The sequence below is a fragment of the Oribacterium sp. Sow4_G1_1 genome (assembly GCF_052116105.1).
Classification (GTDB): Bacteria; Bacillota; Clostridia; order Lachnospirales; family Lachnospiraceae; genus Oribacterium.
Genome location: NZ_JBQKLS010000014.1, coordinates 45,655 through 65,009, shown reverse-complemented (window position 1 = coordinate 65,009; position 19,355 = coordinate 45,655). Strand labels below are relative to the sequence as shown.

The following is a 19,355-nucleotide window of genomic DNA, read 5'->3' as shown; positions in this document are numbered from 1 at the left end:
TAGTCAGAGCTACAGGGGATAATAAAAAGTCCCACAGTATCTGAATGTATTTAACCACAGAATCAAAAAGAAAGGAAAATGTTGATTTAGCTTCTGGAATCATCATACAAGAAAAATAATGAGACATTGCATACTTTTCGTGTGCCACGGCAACATCTGTCGCAGCGTTTCTGCACAGTACATTTTTCAGGATATGGTGAACCGGCGGGGGCTTGCCGGAGAGTTCGTGATCGATTCGGCGGCGACGTCGATGGAGGAGATCGGGAATGCGATTTATCCGCCGATGAAGGCGGCGCTGGAGCGGAGGGGTGTGACGGACTACTGGCGGAGACATTGGCCTAAGGTGTATGATAGGGGCATACGCTTTCAGAAAGCGCAAAGGAATGACTTGAATGGAGGCTAGGTTATGTGGGTTGTTTTCGCGTTACTGTCTGCGGTGTTTGCGGCGCTGACATCGATTCTTGCGAAGATCGGGATCGAAGGTGTGAATTCGAATCTTGCGACGGCGATTCGGACGATGGTGGTTCTCGCGATGGCATGGGGAATGGTGTTTCTGACGCATGCGCAGAGTGGGATCGGATCGATCAGTCGGAAGAGCTGGCTGTTTCTGATTCTGTCCGGACTCGCGACCGGTGCGTCGTGGCTCTGTTACTATCGTGCGCTGCAGGTCGGAGAGGCCTCAAAGGTGGTGCCGATCGATAAGCTGAGCGTGGTCATCACCCTCGTGCTGGCATTTTTGCTGCTGCATGAAGAGGTATCCGTGAAGGATGTTGTAGGCTGTGTACTGATCGGGGCAGGTACGCTGATGATGGTACTATGAGATAACTTGGAATTTATCAAAAAATGAGGAATAGTTGAAATGGAGGCGCTATAATAACATGAAGATTGAAGGGAACCAGAAAGAACTGGATGCAATGGTAGAATTTCATAAGGGAAACCGTGTCGAGGGGCTGAGACTGCAAGAAGAATTTGCAGCGGAATTTCGTAAGGAGTATAGAGACAAAGATCACTGTCCTTGCCTGAAAGCCTGTCGTTACCACGGAAACTGTAAGGAATGTGTAGCAATCCACAGAGCCCATCAGGAACATGTTCCAAATTGTATGCGACCATTGATTAATAAAAAGTTGAAATTGATGTCAGAATTGACAGAGCATACCCTGGCAAATGAAATAGAAGCTCCACATGAGATTTTAAGAAAATAGGCAAGTCAGATTCCAGCTTGTCTCTGCAATGCTGATGAAACACGCTGATGAAAGCAGATATGATCGAAAATGCGCTGGGGATAACAGACGCAGATCGCGAAGGGATGTGACGGACTGCTTGTGAAGACATCAGCATAAAAGCCTTGAGCTCAGATGGTAAAATCAAGAGAAAAAAGCTGATACCATGTTATAATAAATGCAGGTAGGAATTCAGACTTTGCAGAACAGGAGGCAGCATATGAAGAAACTGGTGATTGCAGCGGGCGGAATCGTGATCGTCATCGTAGCAGCTTTCTTCCTGTACCGTCATTTTGTTATAAACAGCATTATGGATGGACCATTCATGGAAAATATAACCCCGGATGAAAGCGAGGCGGAGCATGAGTCAGCAAGAGAACCAGAGGCAGCGTCAGCACAGAAGCCAGCGCCAGCGTCAGCACGGGAGCCGAAGCAGGCGATGACGCTGGCGCTTTCGAAAACAGCAGCTCTGGTGGAGCTTTCCTGGCATCAGAGTGCGATGAATCATGACGAGTGTTTCGATTTCTGTTTGAAGACCACGGAGGAGAATCCGGAGCAGCCGTATCTCTACTGCTCCTATACAGATCCGGAGACGCGTGAGCGCATCGAGCTCGGAGATGAGATGTTCATCTACAAGCTGGAGCGCTGCCCGCGTATCCCTCATGAGCGCTGGCAGGAGCTGGCGAACTATCTGCGAAAAGCAGAACTCGCTCCATATCAGTCACCGAACCCGGAGCTTCTCGACGGCACCGACAGTAAGCTGGAGCTCACCTGGTCTGCAGACGGACAGCAGCTCACGGAAAGCTTCGATGGCAGATCTGCCGACGGCCTCCTCGAACTGCTGCAGGACATCACGAAAGGGGTCTGACCCCATTAAATATTTCTAAACAAAATCTAAAATTCAAGTTTATGGGGTCAGACCCCCTTACAAAATTCTTAAGAAAAGAAGTGCGGAGATCCGTTTCCGGCACTTCTTTTTCGTATCTTAAAAATCTGTAAAACGAGGTGAAATTTCTTAAGAAACTATGGTGAAACTGTAAGATGTGCGATATTGATATTAAGAATTTTCTTCTGTAATATGGATGATAAAAGAAGATATTTCTATCTATCATGTTCGCAATTGCAGGTTCGATGCGAAGCCGACACGCAGCAGGCCCTCTCGCTTACTTATGCCGACTGCCTTTGCACTCTATGATGAAAGGAGCATCCTATGAAGCACCGTACATTTAAACTTTTCGCTTCGGCTGTTGTTTTCGCGGCATTGACCTCATTCACCGCACTGGCAGCTACGGCGATCAACTCCGTGAATTTCACCTTTACGATCGACGGCGACACGAACATCGCGGATGGCTACAACGAACCGACGATCGACATCAGCTCCCAGTATGGCTATGAGGTGTACGACTGCACCGTATCCGCCAGCGACACTTCCCTCGCTTCAGGTAAGAACCCGGTGAGCTATACATTGACCCTCACCGCAGACCGGGGCTACTACTTCCCGAACGCGAACAGCATCCAGGTGACCGGAAACGGCATCACGGAAATCACGAAGAAAACGACGAGCGGCTGGGACGACAGTGAACTGACCATCAAGTTCAAGGCCTATCCGTATGTCCGTCTCGCGGCACCGTCCTTCGAAACAGATTTTGACAGTGTGAAGGGCAGCAAATCGAAGACCCAGTCCAGCGGGCGGGACACCTCTGTAAGCATTAACAAAAACGGCGCTTCGAAGATCGAGTTCGTGGTGAGCTACGTCGATCAGGACGGCGAGTACCGGACGAAGGGCGGCAGCGTCACCGGCTCCACAATCCAGGTCGGCAGCTACAACAAGCAGTACACCGGCAGTAACAAGTATAAGCAGTCCGCCTATATCCGCGGCATCGCGATCCGGGCGGCGGATGCGAAGAGCTCGAACCCGCACCTCGCGCCGAGTAAATGGGTTTACATCTCCAGCGGCATCACCGGTATCGACACCGACGAGTACTTCACCGACTATGCGACCTGGTACGATGTACTCGCACGCAGCGGCGGCTCCGGCAGCACCACCTCCCCGTCGACCGGTGGAAGCGTAGGCAGCAACGGCTGGCAGGTGATCAACAACTACTGGTACTACTTTAGTAACGGTCGCATGATGACCGGCTGGGTTTACGACGGCAGCAACTGGTACTACTGCAATCCGCAGAGCGGCGCGATGATGGCAGGCTGGATCCAGGATCCGACGGGGCACTGGTTCCTTCTGAATCAGGCACATGACGGCAGCTACGGACGCCTCCTGTCCGGCTGGCAGCAGGATGGCGGTCGCTGGTTCTACCTGAATCCGAACCACGACGGTACCTTCGGCGCCCTTCAGACGGGCTGGCTCAATGTAAACGGCCAGTGGTACTATCTCAATCCGAATCATGATGGCAGCTATGGGGCCGTGATGACCGGATGGCTGAACCTGAACGGTGCGTACTACTACCTCGACCCGAACAGCGGTAACCCGCGCGGTGTGATGACGACCGGCACGAAGTACATCGACGGACGCGTCCGCGTCTTCGGATCGAACGGCGTACTGATCCGTTGAGATCAACATAGAACGGTTTATAAGAAAAGAGGGATGCGTCGCATCCCTCTTTTTTTCTTCGTCATGGGGTCTGACCCCATTAAATTTTTATAAACAAAATCTAAAGTTTCAGTTTATGGGGTCAGACCCCATAAACTGCCGGTGGATATAGATTACTCCTGTACCGCTTCCATGTTGGCCGGGAGGATCAGGTTCAGAATGATCGCCACGACGAAGACGGTCTGGATGATATCCGGGAAGATCGCGAAGAGGTCCTGGCACTGGGTGAAGCCGAGTCCGATACTGAGCGACAGGGCCGCGATGACGGTGTTCCGCTGTGAGAAGCCGCACTTACTGATCATCTGAAGGCCGCTGACGACGATGGTGCCGAACATCATGATGGTGCAGCCACCGAGTACAGCATCCGGAAGGGTCGCGAGAAGCGCACCGAACATCGGGAAGATCCCGGCGAGAATCATGATCACAGCGCCGGTCGCGATGGTGAAACGGTTGACGACCTTCGTCATCGCGACGAGTCCGACGTTCTGGCTGAACGAGGTGATCGGCAGGCAGCCGAAGAGCGAGGACAGCGAGCTGATGAAGCCGTCGCAGCAGATGGAGCCGGAGGTTTCCTTTTCCATCGCATCACAACCAAGGCCAGACGCTGCCAGCGCTGAAGTATCACCGATGGTCTCTGTCGCGGACACCAGGAAGATCAGGATGGTCGAAAAGATCGCATCCGCACGGAACTCCATATGGAACGGCATCAGCTGCGGGATCGCGATGATCGAGGTGCCCGCAAGAGAAGAGAAGTCGACCGTGCTCTGCGTCCATGCTCTCGACGATGGCGAGCGACTCGAGCTGATATCCGAGGTTACGGATGATCCGTCCGCCCTGCTGGAAGCCCTTCTCAACCGCGATGCCGATGCCCTCGACCGTGCCGCCGGCCTGTGCGACGATGGACAGGAGGCCCTGCAGCGCACATCCGTTTGCGAGGAAATCGTCGATGATCAGGACATGATCCTATGGGCTCAGGAACTTCTTCGATACGATCACCTGGTTCTTACGTTTATGGGTGAAGGACTCCACCTCTGCGGCATAGACATCGCCATCGATATTGAGGCTCTGGGACTTCTTCGCGAACACCACCGGTACATGAAAGTGGTTCGCTACGATGCAGGCAATGCCGATGCCGGAAGCTTCGATGGTGAGAATCTTATTGATCGGCTTCCCTTCGAAACGGCGTTTCGAAAGTTGACAGACTGTGCTATACTTATAAAGGTATAGTCTGCAAAACGGGCAGACGTTTCTACCAGGCGCCAAACAGCTTGACTACCATCACGATAGTCAGCTTTTTTTATGCCATTTCACACGCATGCAGAGCGTCTCGAGGGGGCTTCACGCCTCCGTAAAGAAGTGATGAATCCGAACGAAACCGCTCGCAAACAGCAGCGATACGTCTCGCGTCCGTAACGAAGCGCAGGCGGTAGTCTGAAAACCGGCATATATGAATGATTTTTATTTTTGGAGGTAATCCTATGAGTATGTATGATGTCTTAATTATCGGTGCGGGCCCGGGTGGTATTTTCACTGCCTACGAGCTGATCGAGCGCCGTCCTGATCTGAAGATCGCGATTTTCGAGCACGGTCACGAGCTCAGCCGTCGTAAGTGCCCGATCGATGGTGAAAAGATCAAATCCTGTATTCACTGTAACTGCTGCTCGATCATGAGCGGTTTCGGTGGTGCCGGTGCTTTCTCGGATGGAAAGTACAACATCACGAACGATTTCGGCGGCACGCTCTACGAGTATATCGGAAAGAAAACTGCCATCGAGCTGATGGAGTATGTCGACAAGATCAACCTCAAGTTCGGCGGCGAGGGCACGAAGCTCTACTCGACAGCCGGCACGAAGTTTAAGAAGACCTGCATGCAGCATGGTCTCCATCTCCTCGATGCCTCCGTACGTCATCTCGGCACCGACATCAACTATGTCGTGCTCGAGCATCTCTACGATCACCTGAAGGATAAGGTCGATTTCTACTTCGACTGCTGCATCGACACCGTCGAGAAGACCGAAGAGGGCTATAAGATCTACAGTGGTGAGCGCTCCTTCGAAGGAAAGAAGTGCGTGATTTCAGCTGGTCGAAGCGGCAGTAAGTGGATGGAGAAGGTCTGTGCGGACCTCGAGATCCCGACGAACTCGAACCGTGTGGACCTCGGCGTACGTGTCGAGCTGCCGGCCGAGATCTTCTCAGACCTCACCGACGAGCTCTACGAGAGTAAGATCGTCTACCGTACCGAGAAGTACGAGGATAACGTCCGTACCTTCTGTATGAATCCGAAGGGTGCCGTGGTCAATGAAAACACCAACGGGATCGTCACCGTAAACGGCCACAGCTATGAGGATCCCGCGAAGCAAACGAAGAATACGAACTTCGCCCTGCTCGTGGCGAAGCACTTCTCCGAGCCATTCAAGGATTCGAACGAATATGGTGAGAGTATCGCGCGTCTCAGCAACATGCTCGGCGGCGGTGTGATCGTGCAGCGCTTCGGCGATCTTATCCGTGGTAAGCGCAGTACCGAGCAGCGTATCCGGGAATCCTTCACGGTTCCGACGCTGAATGCTGCTGCCGGTGACCTGAGCCTCGTGCTTCCGAAGCGTATCCTCGACGGCATCATCGAGATGATCTACGCCCTCGATAAGGTCGCACCAGGTACTGCAAATGACGACACCCTGCTTTATGGTGTCGAGGTCAAGTTCTACAACATGGAGGTCGAGGTCGACGAGAACCTCATGACCCGTCACGACGGACTCTACGTCATCGGGGACGGCAGTGGTATCACCCACTCCCTGTCGCACGCCTCCGCCAGTGGCGTATATGTCGCACGTCAGCTGACGAAATAAAGAGAGCACCGGACCGGCAACTGTAGTTCTTTACTGCAGTTGCCGGTCTTTTTACGCAACCATCTCGAATATAACAGTTCAGGCAGGGGTCCTTGCCTGAACTGCTGTGTTTAAGCTATAGAAGACAAAATTAAATTTCATGCAAAGCCTTGTTTATAACTTCTCTTTATGTTAATGTTTGACTTTAGTGCTTTAAATTAAAGGGAGACATGTGATTATGAATCAGCATAAAAAGAGAAGCTCGTTCTCCGGCAAGATCGGTTTCGTTCTGTCGGCAGCAGGCGCTTCGGTAGGACTTGGTAATATCTGGCGATTCCCATACCTCGCGGCGAAGTATGGTGGAGGTATCTTCCTGATCGTCTACATTTTTCTCGCGATGACCTTCGGTTATACGATGATCATCGCTGAGACCGCACTCGGTCGTATGACGAAGAAGAGCCCGGTCGGTGCGTATGACAGCTTCGGAAAGTCGAAGTGGCTTTCCATCGGTGGCTGGATCAATGCGATCATTCCGATCCTCATCGTGCCATATTACTCTGTCATCGGCGGCTGGGTCATCAAGTACCTCGCCGAGTACCTCGGCGGGCAGACACAGCTCGTCGCGCAGGACGGTTATTTCGGCGAGTTTATTTCCAACGGGCTTTCACCGGAAATCTGCTTCATCGTCTTTTCCGTCATCGTCATCGCCATCATCTATGCCGGTGTACAGAACGGAATCGAACGTGTTTCGAAGTTTATGATGCCGATTCTCGTCGTGCTGTCCGTGATCATCGCCGTCTATTCCGTGACGAGACCAGGTGCCTTCGAGGGCGTGAAGTACTTCCTCGTACCAAATGTGAAGAACTTCTCCTGGATGACCGTCGTAACCGCGATGGGCCAGATGTTCTACTCCCTGTCGATCGCCATGGGTATCCTTGTCACCTTCGGCTCCTACATGCGGAAGGAAACCGAAATCGAAGCGGCGACCGAGCAGGTTGAGATCTTCGATACCGCGATCGCCATCATGGCGGGTCTCATGATCATCCCGGCGGTCTTTGCCTTCAGCGGCGGAGATGCCGCGACCCTTCAGGCGGGTCCGTCTCTCATGTTCATCACGATCCCGAAGGTCTTCGCAAGTATGGGCTTCGGAACCCTGACCGGTGTGATGTTCTTCGTGCTGGTGCTCTTCGCAGCCCTCACCAGCTCCATCGCGCTGACCGAGAGTGCGGTTTCGACCTTCGAGGATGAGTTCAAGTGGAGCCGTAAGAAGTCGACGACCATCATCGGCCTCATCATCGTATCCCTCGGCACCCTGTCCGCCCTCGGCTACGGTCCACTCGCAGAGGTCACCATCATTGGCATGCAGTTCCTGGATTTCTTCGATTTCCTCACGAACACCGTCATGATGCCGATCGCCGCGATCGCCACCTGCCTGCTCGTCTCAAGAGTGATCGGTGTAGAGAAGATCGAAGCGGAGGTCACCGCAGACGGGGCACCGTTCAAGCGGAAGAAGATCTTCGCTTTCATGATCCGCTTCCTCTGCCCGGTCTTCGCCGCCATCATCCTGATCAGCTCGATCGCAAACGCCTTCGGCTGGATCTCGATGTAAGATTTTACCTCGTAACGATTAAAAAGCTGACGCTTCTGCGCCAGCTTTTTTTGTTCACGGATCCGATTCCGGCCACCTGTCTGAACTCTAATAAACCTCCATCTGATTTGGTATAAAATTCACAAATTTCTTGTATTAGGCTTTAATTTTTAGTAGAATACTAACTAATGAATACTTCGTATGCACAGGAGGGAAAGACTTATGAAGGTATATGACACCGGAAACATACGTAACGTTGTTCTTTTGGGACATGGCGGCGCAGGTAAGACGACCGTAGCAGAGGCTCTGGCCTATGTCACCGGCACCACCACCCGGATGGGAAGCGTCCCTGAGGGCAACACAGTTTCGGATTACGACAAGGAAGAAATCAAGAGAAAGTTTTCGATTTCCGCAACCACCGTTCCGATCGAGTATAAGGGTGAGCACGGAGATCTCAAGATTAATATACTGGACACTCCGGGTTATTTTGATTTCGTGGGCGAGGTGGAGGAAGCGATTTCTGTAGCGGATGCTGCCATCATCGTGGTGAACTGTAAGGCTGGCATCGAGCCGGGCACACTGAGAGCATGGGACATCTGTGAGAAGTTCCGCATCCCACGTCTTTTCTTCGTGACGAACATGGATGACGATCACGCATCCTTCCGTCAGCTGGTACTGAATCTGGAGAAGCAGTTCGGACGTTCCGTCGCACCGTTCCAGATCCCGATCCGCGAAAATGAGAAGTTTGTCGGCCTCGTAAATGTCGTAAAGATGGAGGGCCGTAAGTTCACGAAGCCGAACGAGTATGAGCCTTGTGAGATCCCAGAGTACGTTAAGAAGAACCTCGGTATCGCAAGAAATGCTCTTCTGGAGGCCGTTGCAGAGACCTCCGACGAGTTCATGGAGAAGTATTTCGGTGGTGAGGAGTTCACCGTCGAGGAGATCCAGACCGCACTTCGTCAGAACGTGAAGACCTGCAGCATGGTTCCGGTGCTCATGGGCTCCGGCGTAAACGTACAGGGCTTCAATGTCCTTCTTCAGGTCATCGACAAGTACTTCCCGGCACCGGACGAGTTCGAAACCGTCGGCGTCGATGTATCGAACGGCGAGCGTTTCACCGCGAAGTATAATTCTGATGTAACCCTGACTGCGAAGGTATGGAAGACCATCGTGGATCCGTTCCTCGGAAAGTACTCCCTCATGAAGGTCTGCACGGGTACCCTGAAGCCGAACACTGAGGTCTATAACGTAAATAAGGAAACCACCGAGAAGATCGGTAAGATCTACGTTCTCCGCGGTAAGGAATCCATCGAGGTTCCGGAGCTTAGGTCCGGTGATATCGGTGCCGTTGCGAAGCTCAGCGTCACGGCGACCGGTGATACGATGGCAGTTCGTAATGCGCCGATCATGTACCACGGCCCGCAGTTCTCGACCCCCTATACCTTTAAGGCATACGCTGCCGAAAACAAGACCGAGGAAGATAAGCTCGCGACCGCTCTCGCCCGCATGATGGAAGAGGATAAGACCCTCAAGACCGTTTCCGATCCGGAGAACCGTCAGTCCCTCATCTATGGTATCGGCGACCAGCAGCTCGACGTCGTGGCTTCTGAGATCAAGGAGCGCTACAACGTAACCCTCGTCCTGTCGAAGCCTCGTTTCGCATATCGTGAGACCATCAAGAAGAGCGCGAAGGTACAGGGCAGATATAAGAAGCAGTCCGGCGGACACGGCCAGTTCGGTGATGTCATCATGCAGTTCGAGCCGTCCGGTGATCTCGATCATCCATACGTATTCGAGGAGCAGGTATTCGGCGGATCCGTTCCGAAGAACTACTTCCCGGCGGTTGAGAAGGGCGTACAGGAGGGCTGTGAGAAGGGTCCTCTGGCCGGATATCCGGTAGTCGGTGTGAAGGCGATCCTCCTCGATGGTTCCTACCATCCGGTTGATTCCTCCGATATGGCGTTCAAGACGGCTTCGAACATGGCGTTTAAGGATGCCTTCATGAAGTGTCAGCCGATCCTTCTCGAGCCGATCGCGTCCATCAAGGTCACGGTTCCGGATGCCAATACCGGCGATATCATGGGTGATATGACGAAGCGCCGCGGTAGAGTCCTCGGTATGGAGTCGATCGGCCATGGCAAGCAGGTCATCCAGGCGGAGGTTCCGATGTCCAATCTGTACGGCTACGGCACCGACCTTCGTTCCATGACCGGCGGTACCGGCGATTATGAGTACAGCTTCGCTCGCTATGAGCAGGCACCGGGCGACGTTCAGAACCAGATCGTAGAAGAGAACGCAGCACAGGGAAACTAAGCCACTGTCATACGTAGTAAACCATATTCGGGCAATGTCTACATCAGGCATTGCCCGTTTTTTGCCGAATAAACAGGGCACAGCGGGCGGTGATAGACGCTCCTGCAGAAACATTGGCCAAACAACTGCCTGTTTTTTCACGTAAATTTCTGCATTCGAATTGCATTAAAGGCGTCGAAATTTTATACTTTAAGAGCAAAAGTGTCGATTTACTGAATGAAATAAAGAGATTGAGCAGGAAAAAACTATGATTTTTGAAGAGATTTTTATGGTGAATGGCACCGCTATCATCATGATGGCGTTTCTGTTGTATTGCCGCCATCGAAACAGAGAGAGCATACATGGGGATGATCGAATCTATGACTGGATGACGCTCATCACGCTGCTGGGGGCCGTGAATGACACCCTCACGTTCCTCGTGGATGGGCAGAGCTTCGTCAGCGCGCGCTTCCTGAACTATCTCACGAACAGCCTTGCGTATATGGGCACGGTCGTTATCGGTTTCCTCTGGTGTCTCTATGTCGACCTGCATATCTATAAGAACCATGCGCGGTATCGGCGGAACCTCCGCTACGTCGCGCTCCCGCTCCTGTTCGAGTTCGGCTGTCTCCTGTATAACCTGTGCGGGAACGGCTTCATGTTTACGATTTCAGCGGACAATATGTACAGCCGCGGCTTCTACTCGATCATCGGTTTTACCTCGGTTTATCTGTATCTGCTCTACAGCATTTACCTCGTATATCACTCGAGGGAAGTAGGCATAAACCTCGATTTCTTCCCGATTTTCTACTTCATAGGACCTTGCGTGCTCGGTATCGTCATTCAGTTCCTGTGCTATGGCATCACGAGCTCCTGGATTTCGGTCGCCATTTCGCTTACCTTCGTGCAGATGCAGGTGTACTCCGAGAATATCTCGACGGACTCGCTGTCGGGACTCTATAACCGACGTTACCTCGACCGTGTGCTCGCAAATAAGGAAAGACTATCGCGATTATCCGTCTACGGAATCATGATGGATGTCAATGACTTCAAGCAGATCAACGACCACTACGGTCACAGCATGGGGGACCAGGCGATCCGCGTGATGGGCAATATCCTCTCGAAGGCTCTTCCGGACGGGGGAATTCCGATCCGCTATGCTGGTGATGAGTTCGTGGCGCTGCTGATCTGCGAGGACTCGAACGAGGTCTTCGCGACCATGACGGAAATCAACCGTCGCCTCGATGTCTTCAACCGCTCCGGTGCGGAGCCGTTTAAGATCAGCGTCTCGATGGGTTATGCGAAGCTCGACCCGAGTGACACCGAAACCTTCCTCCGCGAGATGGACGAGCGGATGTATGAGGAGAAGCGACGCTATCATCAGCTGATACATGCGTGATTACGTGATTTCATGCTTTCAGAGCCCCGGAGGGCCTGCCTGAACCTTAAATGCAATTCTTGCAAAATGACTGTGTTCATATTAGAATAAAATGATGTTTTGATGTTAAATTCGAGATGTTTGCATCCAGAGTCTGAGCGATAGCGATGAATAGCAGCACGAAATTCCGGATACGGCAGTTCTCGAACAAAAAGGAGTATTATGGTCAGAATAGCAATCGACTGTATGGGTGGTGATCAAGCGCCTTCCGCGATCATGGATGGTGCGCTTCGTTCCCTTGCAGCTACGAAAGATACGAAGCTTTTTCTTTTCGGTCCGGAGGGACTTCTGAAGGAGGAGCTTCAGAAGAGTGCGAAGGCAGCCGGGGTGTCGGAGGCGGATCTCGCGGCGCGTGTCGAGATCTGTGATGCGGCGGAGGTGATTTCTCTGCATGAGGCACCGGTGCTTGCAATCCGTCGCAAGAAGGATTCCAGCATCGTGAAGGGTCTTCATTTCGTGAAGGAGGGCCATGCGGATGCCTTCATTTCCGCGGGCTCCAGTGGCGCGATTCTCGCCGGTGGTCAGCTCATCATCGGACGTGCGAAGGGTGTGCCACGTCCACCGTTCGGCGCACTGATTCCGACCAGCAGGGGCGTGACCCTGCTTCTCGACAGTGGTGCCAATGTTGACGCCAAGCCGGAGTGGCTGGTCCAGTACGCGAAGATGGGCTCCATCTATATGAAGGAGGTCTGCGGTATCCAGAACCCGACGGTCGGCCTCGTCAATGTCGGTGCCGAGGAGGAGAAGGGCAATGCCCTCGTGAAGGAGACCATGCCGCTCCTAAAGGAAGTGAAGGACATCAACTTCATCGGTTCCTGCGAGGCACGTGAGATTTCCTTCGGTGCCTGCGACGTCGTCGTATGTGACGCCTTCGTCGGCAACTGTATCCTGAAGATGTATGAGGGCGTCGGTAAGATGCTCCTCGGTGAGATCATGAGTGCCATCAAGTCCACCCCGATCTCACTCATCGGCGGAGCCCTCATTAAGGGCACCCTCAAGGGTACGCTGAAGAAGTTTGATGCGAAGCAGTATGGCGGTGCACCGATCCTCGGTCTCCGTAGCCTCGTCGTAAAGGTGCACGGTAACACCGACGGTCGCGAAATCACACACGCCATCCAGCAGTGCTACGACTTCGTCCACGCCGACGCGGTGCAGAAGATCGCCGCCAGCATCGAAGCCGAGAACGCCCGCGAATCTTAAGAATTTCGTAAGGGGGTCTGACCCCATTAAATTTTTATAAACAAAATCTAAAGTTGAAGTTTATGGGGTCAGACCCCATAAACAGATAGGAGAAACCATGGAATTTGAGAAGCTGAAGCAGATTATCGTGAATGAGGTACCGCGTGTGGATCCTGCGAAGATCACCCCGGAGGCTCGCTTCGTGGATGACCTCGAGATGGACTCCCTCGATGTCGTACAGGTCGTGATGGCCATCGAGGATACCTTCGGTATCCAGGTACCGGATGACGCCACTGAGCACATGAGCACCGTTCAGGATGCGGTCGACGCTATCCGGGAAGCGGTCAATCAGTAATTCTTAATCAAGCGGACGAAGTCGGAGCACAGTATGCACGGCTCACTTAGTTCAAAGTACAGAACCTTCAGCGCTGTTCGTGACTGACATACAGGCAAGCCAATCTGTCAGTCACGGACATCTCTGAAGAACCTGTTCTTTGAATGCGCAAGCTCGTGCATACTGTACCTCCGACTTCTGTGTAATGACGATCCTAAAAGGAGTTTTATGGAACAGAATTTAGATGTTTTACAGGAGGCGATCGGTTATCGCTTCCGGGATGTGTCTCTTCTGAAGCATGCGTTGACGCATCCTTCGTATAGTAATGAGAGCGGAGAACCGAAGGAGGCTTCGAATCAGCGTCTTGAGTTTCTCGGGGATGCTGTGCTGGAGCTGGTTTCCAGCGTTTTTCTTTTTAACCGCCGTCCGGTGATTCAGGAGGGTGTCATGACCAAGATTCGTGCCGCACTGGTATGTGAGCCGACGCTCGCAGAGGCAGCCCGAAAGGTGAACCTTGGTGATTACATCATCCTCGGAAAGGGCGAGGCGCGCGAGGGCATCAATCGTCGGGATTCCGTCATTTCCGACGCCTTCGAGTCTGTGATCGGCGCGATGTACCTCGATGGGGGCTTCGCACCGGCGGAGAAGTTCGTGCGTCGTTTCGTGCTCTGCGACATCGAGAACGCAGGGCTCTATCGTGATGCGAAGACGGTGCTTCAGGAGTACGTGTCGCAGAACAAAAAGTCCCTCGAGTACCGTGTCATCGAGGAATCCGGTCCATGTCACGACCGCTACTATCGAGTCGAGGCAGTGATTGATGGAGAGGCCTACGGGATCGGCGAGGGCTCCAGTAAAAAGAAGGGCGAGCAGGGCGCAGCGTACCAGACACTCAAGCGCATAAAGGCGGAAACAGGTTATGTATTTAAAATCTATTGAGATTCAGGGCTTCAAGTCCTTTGCGAACAAGACCGTCCTGGATTTCAGTAAGGGCATCACGGGCATCGTCGGCCCGAACGGCTCCGGAAAGTCGAACATCTCCGACGCGGTGCGCTGGGTACTCGGTGAGCAGAAGGTGAAGCAGCTGCGTGGAAGCTCCATGCAGGATGTCATCTTCGCCGGCACACAGCTCCGCCGCCCGCAGAGCTCGGCCTTCGTGGCGATCACCCTCGATAATTCGGACCGCATCCTGAACATCGATTACGATGAAGTCACGGTTTCCCGTCGCCTCTACCGCTCGGGCGAGTCCGAGTACATGCTGAACGGCACCGAGTGTCGTCTGAAGGACATCAACGAGCTTTTCTACGATACCGGTATCGGTAAGGACGGCTACTCCATCATCGGACAGGGCCAGGTCGACAAAATCCTCTCCGGTAAGCCGGAGGAGCGTCGTGACCTCTTCGATGAGGCCGTCGGTATCGTGAAGTTCAAGCGCCGGAAGGCCCTTGCCGAGAAGAAGCTCAGCGACGAGGAAGCGAACCTCACGCGTGTGACGGACATCCTCACCGAGCTCGAGCGCCAGGTCGGCCCGCTGAAGCGCCAGTCCGAGCAGGCCCGCGAGTACCTTTCGATCCGTGACGAGCTCGTAAACGCCGACGCGAACCTTTTCGTACGCGACATGGAGGACACGCTGAAAGGCCTCGACACGGTAAATGCCAATGCAGACACCGTCGAGCAGGACCTCGCCGCAATCAAGCAGGAGTCCGAGCAGCTGAATGGCAAGTACAACGCGCTCGAGGAGCAGATTCACGCCCTCGATGAGAAGCTTCAGCAGGCGAAGGATACCGTCAGTCAGTCGGATGTCCTGAAAACAAACCTCCAGGGACAGATCGATGTCCTGAACGAGCAGATCAACACCGAAAAGAACAACGCACTGCACTACACGCAGCGAATCAACGCCCTCGGAAAGGACGTGTTCGACCGTATCGCGCAGATCGAGGATAACCGGAGTCTTCTTCGCTGGATCCGTGATCAGATCACCTTCATCCGTGACAACAAGGCGGCGACCGACGAGATGATGGAAAACATCGACCTCGATCTCGAGATGATCGGCTCCACGATGGACGAGACCGAGCTCACCGTGTCGAGCTGCATGGGCCCGGACTTCGAGCTCGAGGAGCGTCCGGTGAAGGAAGCCGAGTCGAGCTCCCCGGTGAAGAACGACCACTTCCTCACGAACATCGAGGACCAGCGGAAGGAGCTCGCAGCGCTCGGTCAGCGCCTCGAGGAGGTCAATGCCATCATCGCGAGTGATACCGCGCTGGTGGATCGGCTCGGCACCGAGAATCAGCAGCTGCGTGAGCGGATCGTCGAGAAGAACCGTGAGCTCGATCGTCTCAAGAACCGCCTCGAGACCCTTCGTAACCTCGCGGAGCGCTATGAGGGCTACGGCAATGCGGTCAAGATGGTCATGGACCAGCGTGACCGGAGACGCGGCATCCTCGGCGTCGTAGCAGACCTCATCGAGGTCCCGGCGAAGTACGAGACGGCGATCGAGACGGCCCTCGGCGGCGCGATTCAGAACGTCGTCACCGAGGACGAAGCGACGGCGAAGGACATGGTCCAGTTCCTGAAGCAGCACCGCTACGGACGTGCCACCTTCCTCCCGCTCAGCAACATTCGCGGACGCCGCGATAACAACTGTGAGCAGGCGTCGCATGAGCGCGGCGCCATCGGACTCGCGTGCGACCTCATTGACCTCGACAAAAAGTACATCAGTCTCGCAGAGTTCCTGCTGGGCCGTGTGCTGGTGGTCGACAACATTGACAATGCACTGCAGATCCAGCGGAAGTACCGGCAGAGCCTCCGTATCGTAACGCTCGAGGGCGAGCAGCTGAATCCGGGCGGTTCGATCTCGGGTGGTGCCTTCCGCAACAGCTCGAATCTGATGGGCCGGAAGCGCGAGCTCGACGAGATCGAGGCGCAGATGCTCGAGGGCGAGAAGCAGGCTGCGGAGCTGCGTGCGAAGCTGAGCGAGGGCGAGAACCGTCGTGCGCTCGCGAAGGCGTCCGTGGAGGCGCATCACGAGGAGATCGAGCAGTTGAAGCTCGATCAGAACACGAAGACGATGGCGATCACGTCCCAGATCAATGTCGAGTACTCGTCCCTGTCGACCCGTACCGACTTCGTGACGGAGACCCTGCACCGCCTGAACGGCGAGCTCGAGGCCCTCACGACCGAGAAGGGTGAGATGGAGGATGCGCAGCAGAACAGCGACCAGGTGCTCGCAGAGAAGGCGGATCGCATCACCGAGCTCCAGGATCTGATTGCCAATGCAGACAACGTGGCGGCAGAGGCCCAGGCGGAGACAGCACGGGCCACGGAGGAGAAGGAGAAGCTCGTCGCCGAGCGGAAGTCCTTCTTCGGCCGCAAGGATGAGATCTCGCAGCGACTGCTCGATATGGAGAAGGAGTCGATGCGTGTGCAGAATAAGAAGGAGAAGCTCGACGAAAAGATCGACAAGCTCACGAGCTACATGTTCGACGAGTACGGGCTCACCTTCGATGAAGCGAAGAAGCGCTATTCCGAGGAGTATAAGAATACCTCGGAGGTGCGTTCCCTCGTGTCGAAGCTGAAGAATCAGCTGAAGGCGCTCGGTCCGGTGAATGTCGACGCGATCGAGCAGTATAAGGAGGTCAGCGAGCGTTACGAGTTCCTGAATAATCAGTACCTCGACCTCACGGAGTCCGCGAAGTCGCTCGGGAAGGTCATCGAGGAGCTCGACCAGGGCATGCGGAAGCAGTTCAATGAGAACTTCCAGCGCATCCAGGTGGAGTTTGACAAGACCTTCAAGATCCTCTTCGGTGGCGGACAGGGCCGTCTGGAGCTCGACACTTCGGATCCGGATGTGCTGACGACCTCGATTTCGATCATCGCCGAGCCGCCTGGAAAGAAGCTGCAGAACATGATGCAGCTGTCGGGTGGCGAGAAGGCGCTGACGGCGATCGCGCTGCTCTTTGCGATCCAGTGTCTGAAGCCGTCGCCGTTCTGTCTCCTCGACGAGATCGAGGCGGCACTCGACGACTCGAACGTTTCGCGTTTTGCCGAGTACCTGCATAATCTGAACCAGACGCAGTTTATCGTCATCACGCACCGTCGTGGTACCATGGAGAATGCGGATCGCCTGTTCGGAATCACCATGCAGGAGAAGGGTGTGTCGACGCTCGTGTCGGTGGATCTCGTCGCGGATCAGCTCGACGCGTGATTTAACCGGACGGATTCTGGACCACCCCCAGAGAGCACTCACTCAGTTCAAAGTACAGAACTGAGTTTACACGAACGGAAAATTCGACCGTCATATGGGGCACTCACTCAGTTCAAAGTACAGAACCTTCCGCCTTGTTCGTGCCTGCCATTACAGGCAAGCCTGTATGGCAGGACACGTACAATTCGGAAGAACCTGTTCTTTGAATTCGCAATCAGCCCCATATAACGGCTCGAATTTTCCTGTTGGTTTATAAAACAGCATTTGTTTTGATTTAAATAAATACAAAAGAGACAGTTACTTTCTGTTGTTTGATAAATATATTACGAAAGACTAAAGGAGCTTCTATGGCAAATTTTTTCTCGAGATTAATTAATAATATATTCCAGTCAAATGAGGTCGCGGATGACGCGTTCTATGAGGATCTGGAAGATGCGATGATCATGTCGGATGTGGGTGTGACGACGACGCTGAAGATCATTGATGCGGTGAAGTCGGAGGCGAAGCGTCAGGGTGTGAATACGACGCGTGAGGTGAAGAAGATTCTGAGGGACTATCTGTATGAGCTGATGCGTGTGGATGAGTCCTACTATGATTTCGAGCGGCAGAAGAGTATCATTTCGGTCATCGGTGTCAATGGCGTGGGCAAGACGACGTCGATCGGTAAGATGGCGTACTTCTTCCAGCGTCAGGGAAAGCGGGTGATCCTGGCGGCGGCGGATACCTTCCGTGCGGGTGCGATCGAGCAGCTGAAGGAGTGGGGTAAGAGGATCGATACGGATGTCATCGCGCAGAAGGAGGGTTCTGATCCGGCGGCGGTGGTGTTTGATGCGCTGCAGTCCTTCAAGTCGAAGAACGCGGATCTGCTGATCATCGATACGGCGGGTCGTCTTCATAATAAGAAGAATCTGATGCAGGAGCTGGGAAAGATCAACCGTATCATCGATAAGGAGTTCGCGGAGGGCTTCCGTGAAACCCTGGTCGTACTGGATGCGACGACGGGGCAGAATGCGATGTCACAGGCGGAGATCTTCAAGGATGCCTGCCAGGTGACCGGTATCATCCTCACGAAGATGGATGGCACCGCGAAGGGCGGCATCGCCCTCGCGGTCCAGTCCGAGCTCGGTATTCCGGTGAAGTACATCGGCACCGGCGAAAAGGCCACCGACCTGCGCCGCTTTGATGCTAAGGAGTACGTCGACTCGATCTTCGCGGATTAACAGCTTTAGAACGGGCCACGGGACATTCATATGCTGTCAACAAAAATAGTTGACAGCATATTTTTATGTGCTATACTAGCAAAGGTTTGAGGGTGATTATGGATGAATTTGTAGTGCGCGGCAACCTTTTCGAGCTGTATGGCGGGTTGCTGAATGAAAATCAGCGGAAGGTATATGAGTACCATGTCATGGATGACATGAGCTTCACCGAGATCGGTGAGGAGCTGGGCGTCACACGGCAGGCAGCGCAGGAGCTGTTCCGTCGCGCGGATAAGAAGCTGCAAAGCACAGAGGAAATCCTCGGACTTCAGCATAAGCTGGTGAGCATTCGTGAGAAGGCGGAGCGGATCTTCGATCTAAGCGGAGATGACGCGATTCGAGCCCTCGCGGGTGAGATCATAGATGGCGTCTGAGACTGCGTAAAGGCCAGAAGCATTGGCCGGACGAGGGGCG

Annotated in this window: 15 protein-coding genes and 2 pseudogenes; 15 read left to right on the top strand and 2 right to left on the bottom strand. The window is 53.8% G+C overall.

The genetic code is table 11. The annotated features are described in order from the left end of the window. The first annotated feature begins 118 nt into the window (after nucleotides 1-118). The 5 genes from ACTQ52_RS09640 to ACTQ52_RS09620 all read left to right on the top strand — a co-directional run bounded on the left by ACTQ52_RS09640 (nucleotide 119) and on the right by ACTQ52_RS09620 (nucleotide 3,786). Nucleotides 119-403 carry an arsenate reductase/protein-tyrosine-phosphatase family protein gene (locus ACTQ52_RS09640; RefSeq protein WP_441982483.1) on the top strand — a complete coding sequence of 95 codons (285 nt, stop codon included), beginning with the start codon at nucleotides 119-121 and terminating at the stop codon, nucleotides 401-403. Between the two features lie 3 nt (nucleotides 404-406). Then, a complete protein-coding gene (locus ACTQ52_RS09635; protein WP_441226235.1) occupies nucleotides 407-820 on the top strand; it encodes an EamA family transporter in 414 nt (137 codons plus the stop codon). Nucleotides 821-878: 58 nt separating this feature from the next. Beyond that, the gene (locus ACTQ52_RS09630; RefSeq protein WP_441226234.1) at nucleotides 879-1,202 is read left to right on the top strand and encodes an LPS biosynthesis protein; all 324 of its coding nucleotides are present in this window, start codon (nucleotides 879-881) and stop codon (nucleotides 1,200-1,202) included. A 238-nt stretch (nucleotides 1,203-1,440) separates the two neighbouring features. After that, a complete protein-coding gene (locus ACTQ52_RS09625) occupies nucleotides 1,441-2,088 on the top strand; it encodes a hypothetical protein (RefSeq protein ID WP_441226233.1) in 648 nt (215 codons plus the stop codon). Between the two features lie 342 nt (nucleotides 2,089-2,430). Further along, nucleotides 2,431-3,786, top strand: coding sequence for a hypothetical protein (locus tag ACTQ52_RS09620; protein WP_441982482.1), 1,356 nt, complete (start codon nucleotides 2,431-2,433; stop codon nucleotides 3,784-3,786). A gap of 152 nt (nucleotides 3,787-3,938) precedes the next feature. Here ACTQ52_RS09620 and ACTQ52_RS09615 read toward each other — a convergent pair. Together ACTQ52_RS09615 and ACTQ52_RS09610 are read right to left on the bottom strand one after the other, a co-directional pair. Then, nucleotides 3,939-4,583: pseudogene (locus tag ACTQ52_RS09615) on the bottom strand (uracil-xanthine permease family protein); the annotation flags it as partial. Beyond that, nucleotides 4,570-5,013 (bottom strand): annotated as a pseudogene (locus tag ACTQ52_RS09610) (xanthine phosphoribosyltransferase); the annotation flags it as partial. The pseudogenes ACTQ52_RS09610 and ACTQ52_RS09615, both read right to left, overlap by 14 nt. A gap of 290 nt (nucleotides 5,014-5,303) precedes the next feature. On the opposite strand from ACTQ52_RS09610, the gene ACTQ52_RS09605 reads away from it, so the two are divergent. The 10 genes from ACTQ52_RS09605 (at nucleotide 5,304) to ACTQ52_RS09560 (ending at nucleotide 19,315) form a co-directional block, all read left to right on the top strand. Beyond that, entirely contained in the window at nucleotides 5,304-6,671 is a 1,368-nt protein-coding gene (locus ACTQ52_RS09605) for an NAD(P)/FAD-dependent oxidoreductase (RefSeq protein ID WP_410043563.1), read from the top strand. Between the two features lie 217 nt (nucleotides 6,672-6,888). Next, nucleotides 6,889-8,259, top strand: coding sequence for a sodium-dependent transporter (locus ACTQ52_RS09600; RefSeq protein ID WP_441982481.1), 1,371 nt, complete (start codon nucleotides 6,889-6,891; stop codon nucleotides 8,257-8,259). A 201-nt stretch (nucleotides 8,260-8,460) separates the two neighbouring features. Beyond that, nucleotides 8,461-10,551: an elongation factor G gene (locus tag ACTQ52_RS09595; RefSeq protein WP_441982480.1), complete on the top strand. Its 2,091-nt coding sequence runs from the start codon at nucleotides 8,461-8,463 to the stop codon at nucleotides 10,549-10,551. Between the two features lie 247 nt (nucleotides 10,552-10,798). Further along, nucleotides 10,799-11,929 (top strand): GGDEF domain-containing protein, encoded by a 1,131-nt coding sequence (locus tag ACTQ52_RS09590; RefSeq protein WP_441982479.1) that lies wholly within the window; start codon nucleotides 10,799-10,801, stop codon nucleotides 11,927-11,929. Between the two features lie 201 nt (nucleotides 11,930-12,130). Next, on the top strand, nucleotides 12,131-13,168 hold the full coding sequence (plsX, locus tag ACTQ52_RS09585; RefSeq protein WP_441982478.1) for a phosphate acyltransferase PlsX: 1,038 nt from the start codon (nucleotides 12,131-12,133) through the stop codon (nucleotides 13,166-13,168). 97 nt (nucleotides 13,169-13,265) lie between these two features. Further along, nucleotides 13,266-13,502, top strand: coding sequence for an acyl carrier protein (acpP, locus tag ACTQ52_RS09580; protein ID WP_410043568.1), 237 nt, complete (start codon nucleotides 13,266-13,268; stop codon nucleotides 13,500-13,502). A gap of 207 nt (nucleotides 13,503-13,709) precedes the next feature. Further along, nucleotides 13,710-14,417 (top strand): ribonuclease III, encoded by a 708-nt coding sequence (rnc, locus tag ACTQ52_RS09575; protein ID WP_410043569.1) that lies wholly within the window; start codon nucleotides 13,710-13,712, stop codon nucleotides 14,415-14,417. Continuing rightward, nucleotides 14,398-17,682, top strand: coding sequence for a chromosome segregation protein SMC (gene smc, locus ACTQ52_RS09570; RefSeq protein WP_441982477.1), 3,285 nt, complete (start codon nucleotides 14,398-14,400; stop codon nucleotides 17,680-17,682). Before rnc ends, smc begins: the two co-directional genes overlap by 20 nt. A 347-nt stretch (nucleotides 17,683-18,029) precedes the next feature. Then, nucleotides 18,030-18,902, top strand: a complete 873-nt coding sequence (gene ftsY, locus ACTQ52_RS09565; RefSeq protein ID WP_410043571.1) for a signal recognition particle-docking protein FtsY — start codon at nucleotides 18,030-18,032, stop codon at nucleotides 18,900-18,902. 98 nt (nucleotides 18,903-19,000) lie between these two features. Beyond that, nucleotides 19,001-19,315 (top strand): sigma factor-like helix-turn-helix DNA-binding protein, encoded by a 315-nt coding sequence (locus ACTQ52_RS09560; RefSeq protein WP_410043572.1) that lies wholly within the window; start codon nucleotides 19,001-19,003, stop codon nucleotides 19,313-19,315. The last annotated feature ends 40 nt before the right edge of the window (nucleotides 19,316-19,355 follow it).

Excerpts from the sequence above, each read along its gene's own strand:
- ACTQ52_RS09640 (WP_441982483.1), top strand. The coding sequence starts at position 119 with ATGAGACATTGCATACTTTTCGTGTGCCACGGCAACATCTGTCGCAGC.
- ACTQ52_RS09635 (WP_441226235.1), top strand. The coding sequence starts at position 407 with ATGTGGGTTGTTTTCGCGTTACTGTCTGCGGTGTTTGCGGCGCTGACA.
- ACTQ52_RS09630 (WP_441226234.1), top strand. The coding sequence starts at position 879 with ATGAAGATTGAAGGGAACCAGAAAGAACTGGATGCAATGGTAGAATTT.
- ACTQ52_RS09625 (WP_441226233.1), top strand. The coding sequence starts at position 1,441 with ATGAAGAAACTGGTGATTGCAGCGGGCGGAATCGTGATCGTCATCGTA.
- ACTQ52_RS09620 (WP_441982482.1), top strand. The coding sequence starts at position 2,431 with ATGAAGCACCGTACATTTAAACTTTTCGCTTCGGCTGTTGTTTTCGCG.
- ACTQ52_RS09605 (WP_410043563.1), top strand. The coding sequence starts at position 5,304 with ATGAGTATGTATGATGTCTTAATTATCGGTGCGGGCCCGGGTGGTATT.
- ACTQ52_RS09600 (WP_441982481.1), top strand. The coding sequence starts at position 6,889 with ATGAATCAGCATAAAAAGAGAAGCTCGTTCTCCGGCAAGATCGGTTTC.
- ACTQ52_RS09595 (WP_441982480.1), top strand. The coding sequence starts at position 8,461 with ATGAAGGTATATGACACCGGAAACATACGTAACGTTGTTCTTTTGGGA.
- ACTQ52_RS09590 (WP_441982479.1), top strand. The coding sequence starts at position 10,799 with ATGATTTTTGAAGAGATTTTTATGGTGAATGGCACCGCTATCATCATG.
- plsX (WP_441982478.1), top strand. The coding sequence starts at position 12,131 with ATGGTCAGAATAGCAATCGACTGTATGGGTGGTGATCAAGCGCCTTCC.
- acpP (WP_410043568.1), top strand. The coding sequence starts at position 13,266 with ATGGAATTTGAGAAGCTGAAGCAGATTATCGTGAATGAGGTACCGCGT.
- rnc (WP_410043569.1), top strand. The coding sequence starts at position 13,710 with ATGGAACAGAATTTAGATGTTTTACAGGAGGCGATCGGTTATCGCTTC.
- smc (WP_441982477.1), top strand. The coding sequence starts at position 14,398 with ATGTATTTAAAATCTATTGAGATTCAGGGCTTCAAGTCCTTTGCGAAC.
- ftsY (WP_410043571.1), top strand. The coding sequence starts at position 18,030 with ATGGCAAATTTTTTCTCGAGATTAATTAATAATATATTCCAGTCAAAT.
- ACTQ52_RS09560 (WP_410043572.1), top strand. The coding sequence starts at position 19,001 with ATGGATGAATTTGTAGTGCGCGGCAACCTTTTCGAGCTGTATGGCGGG.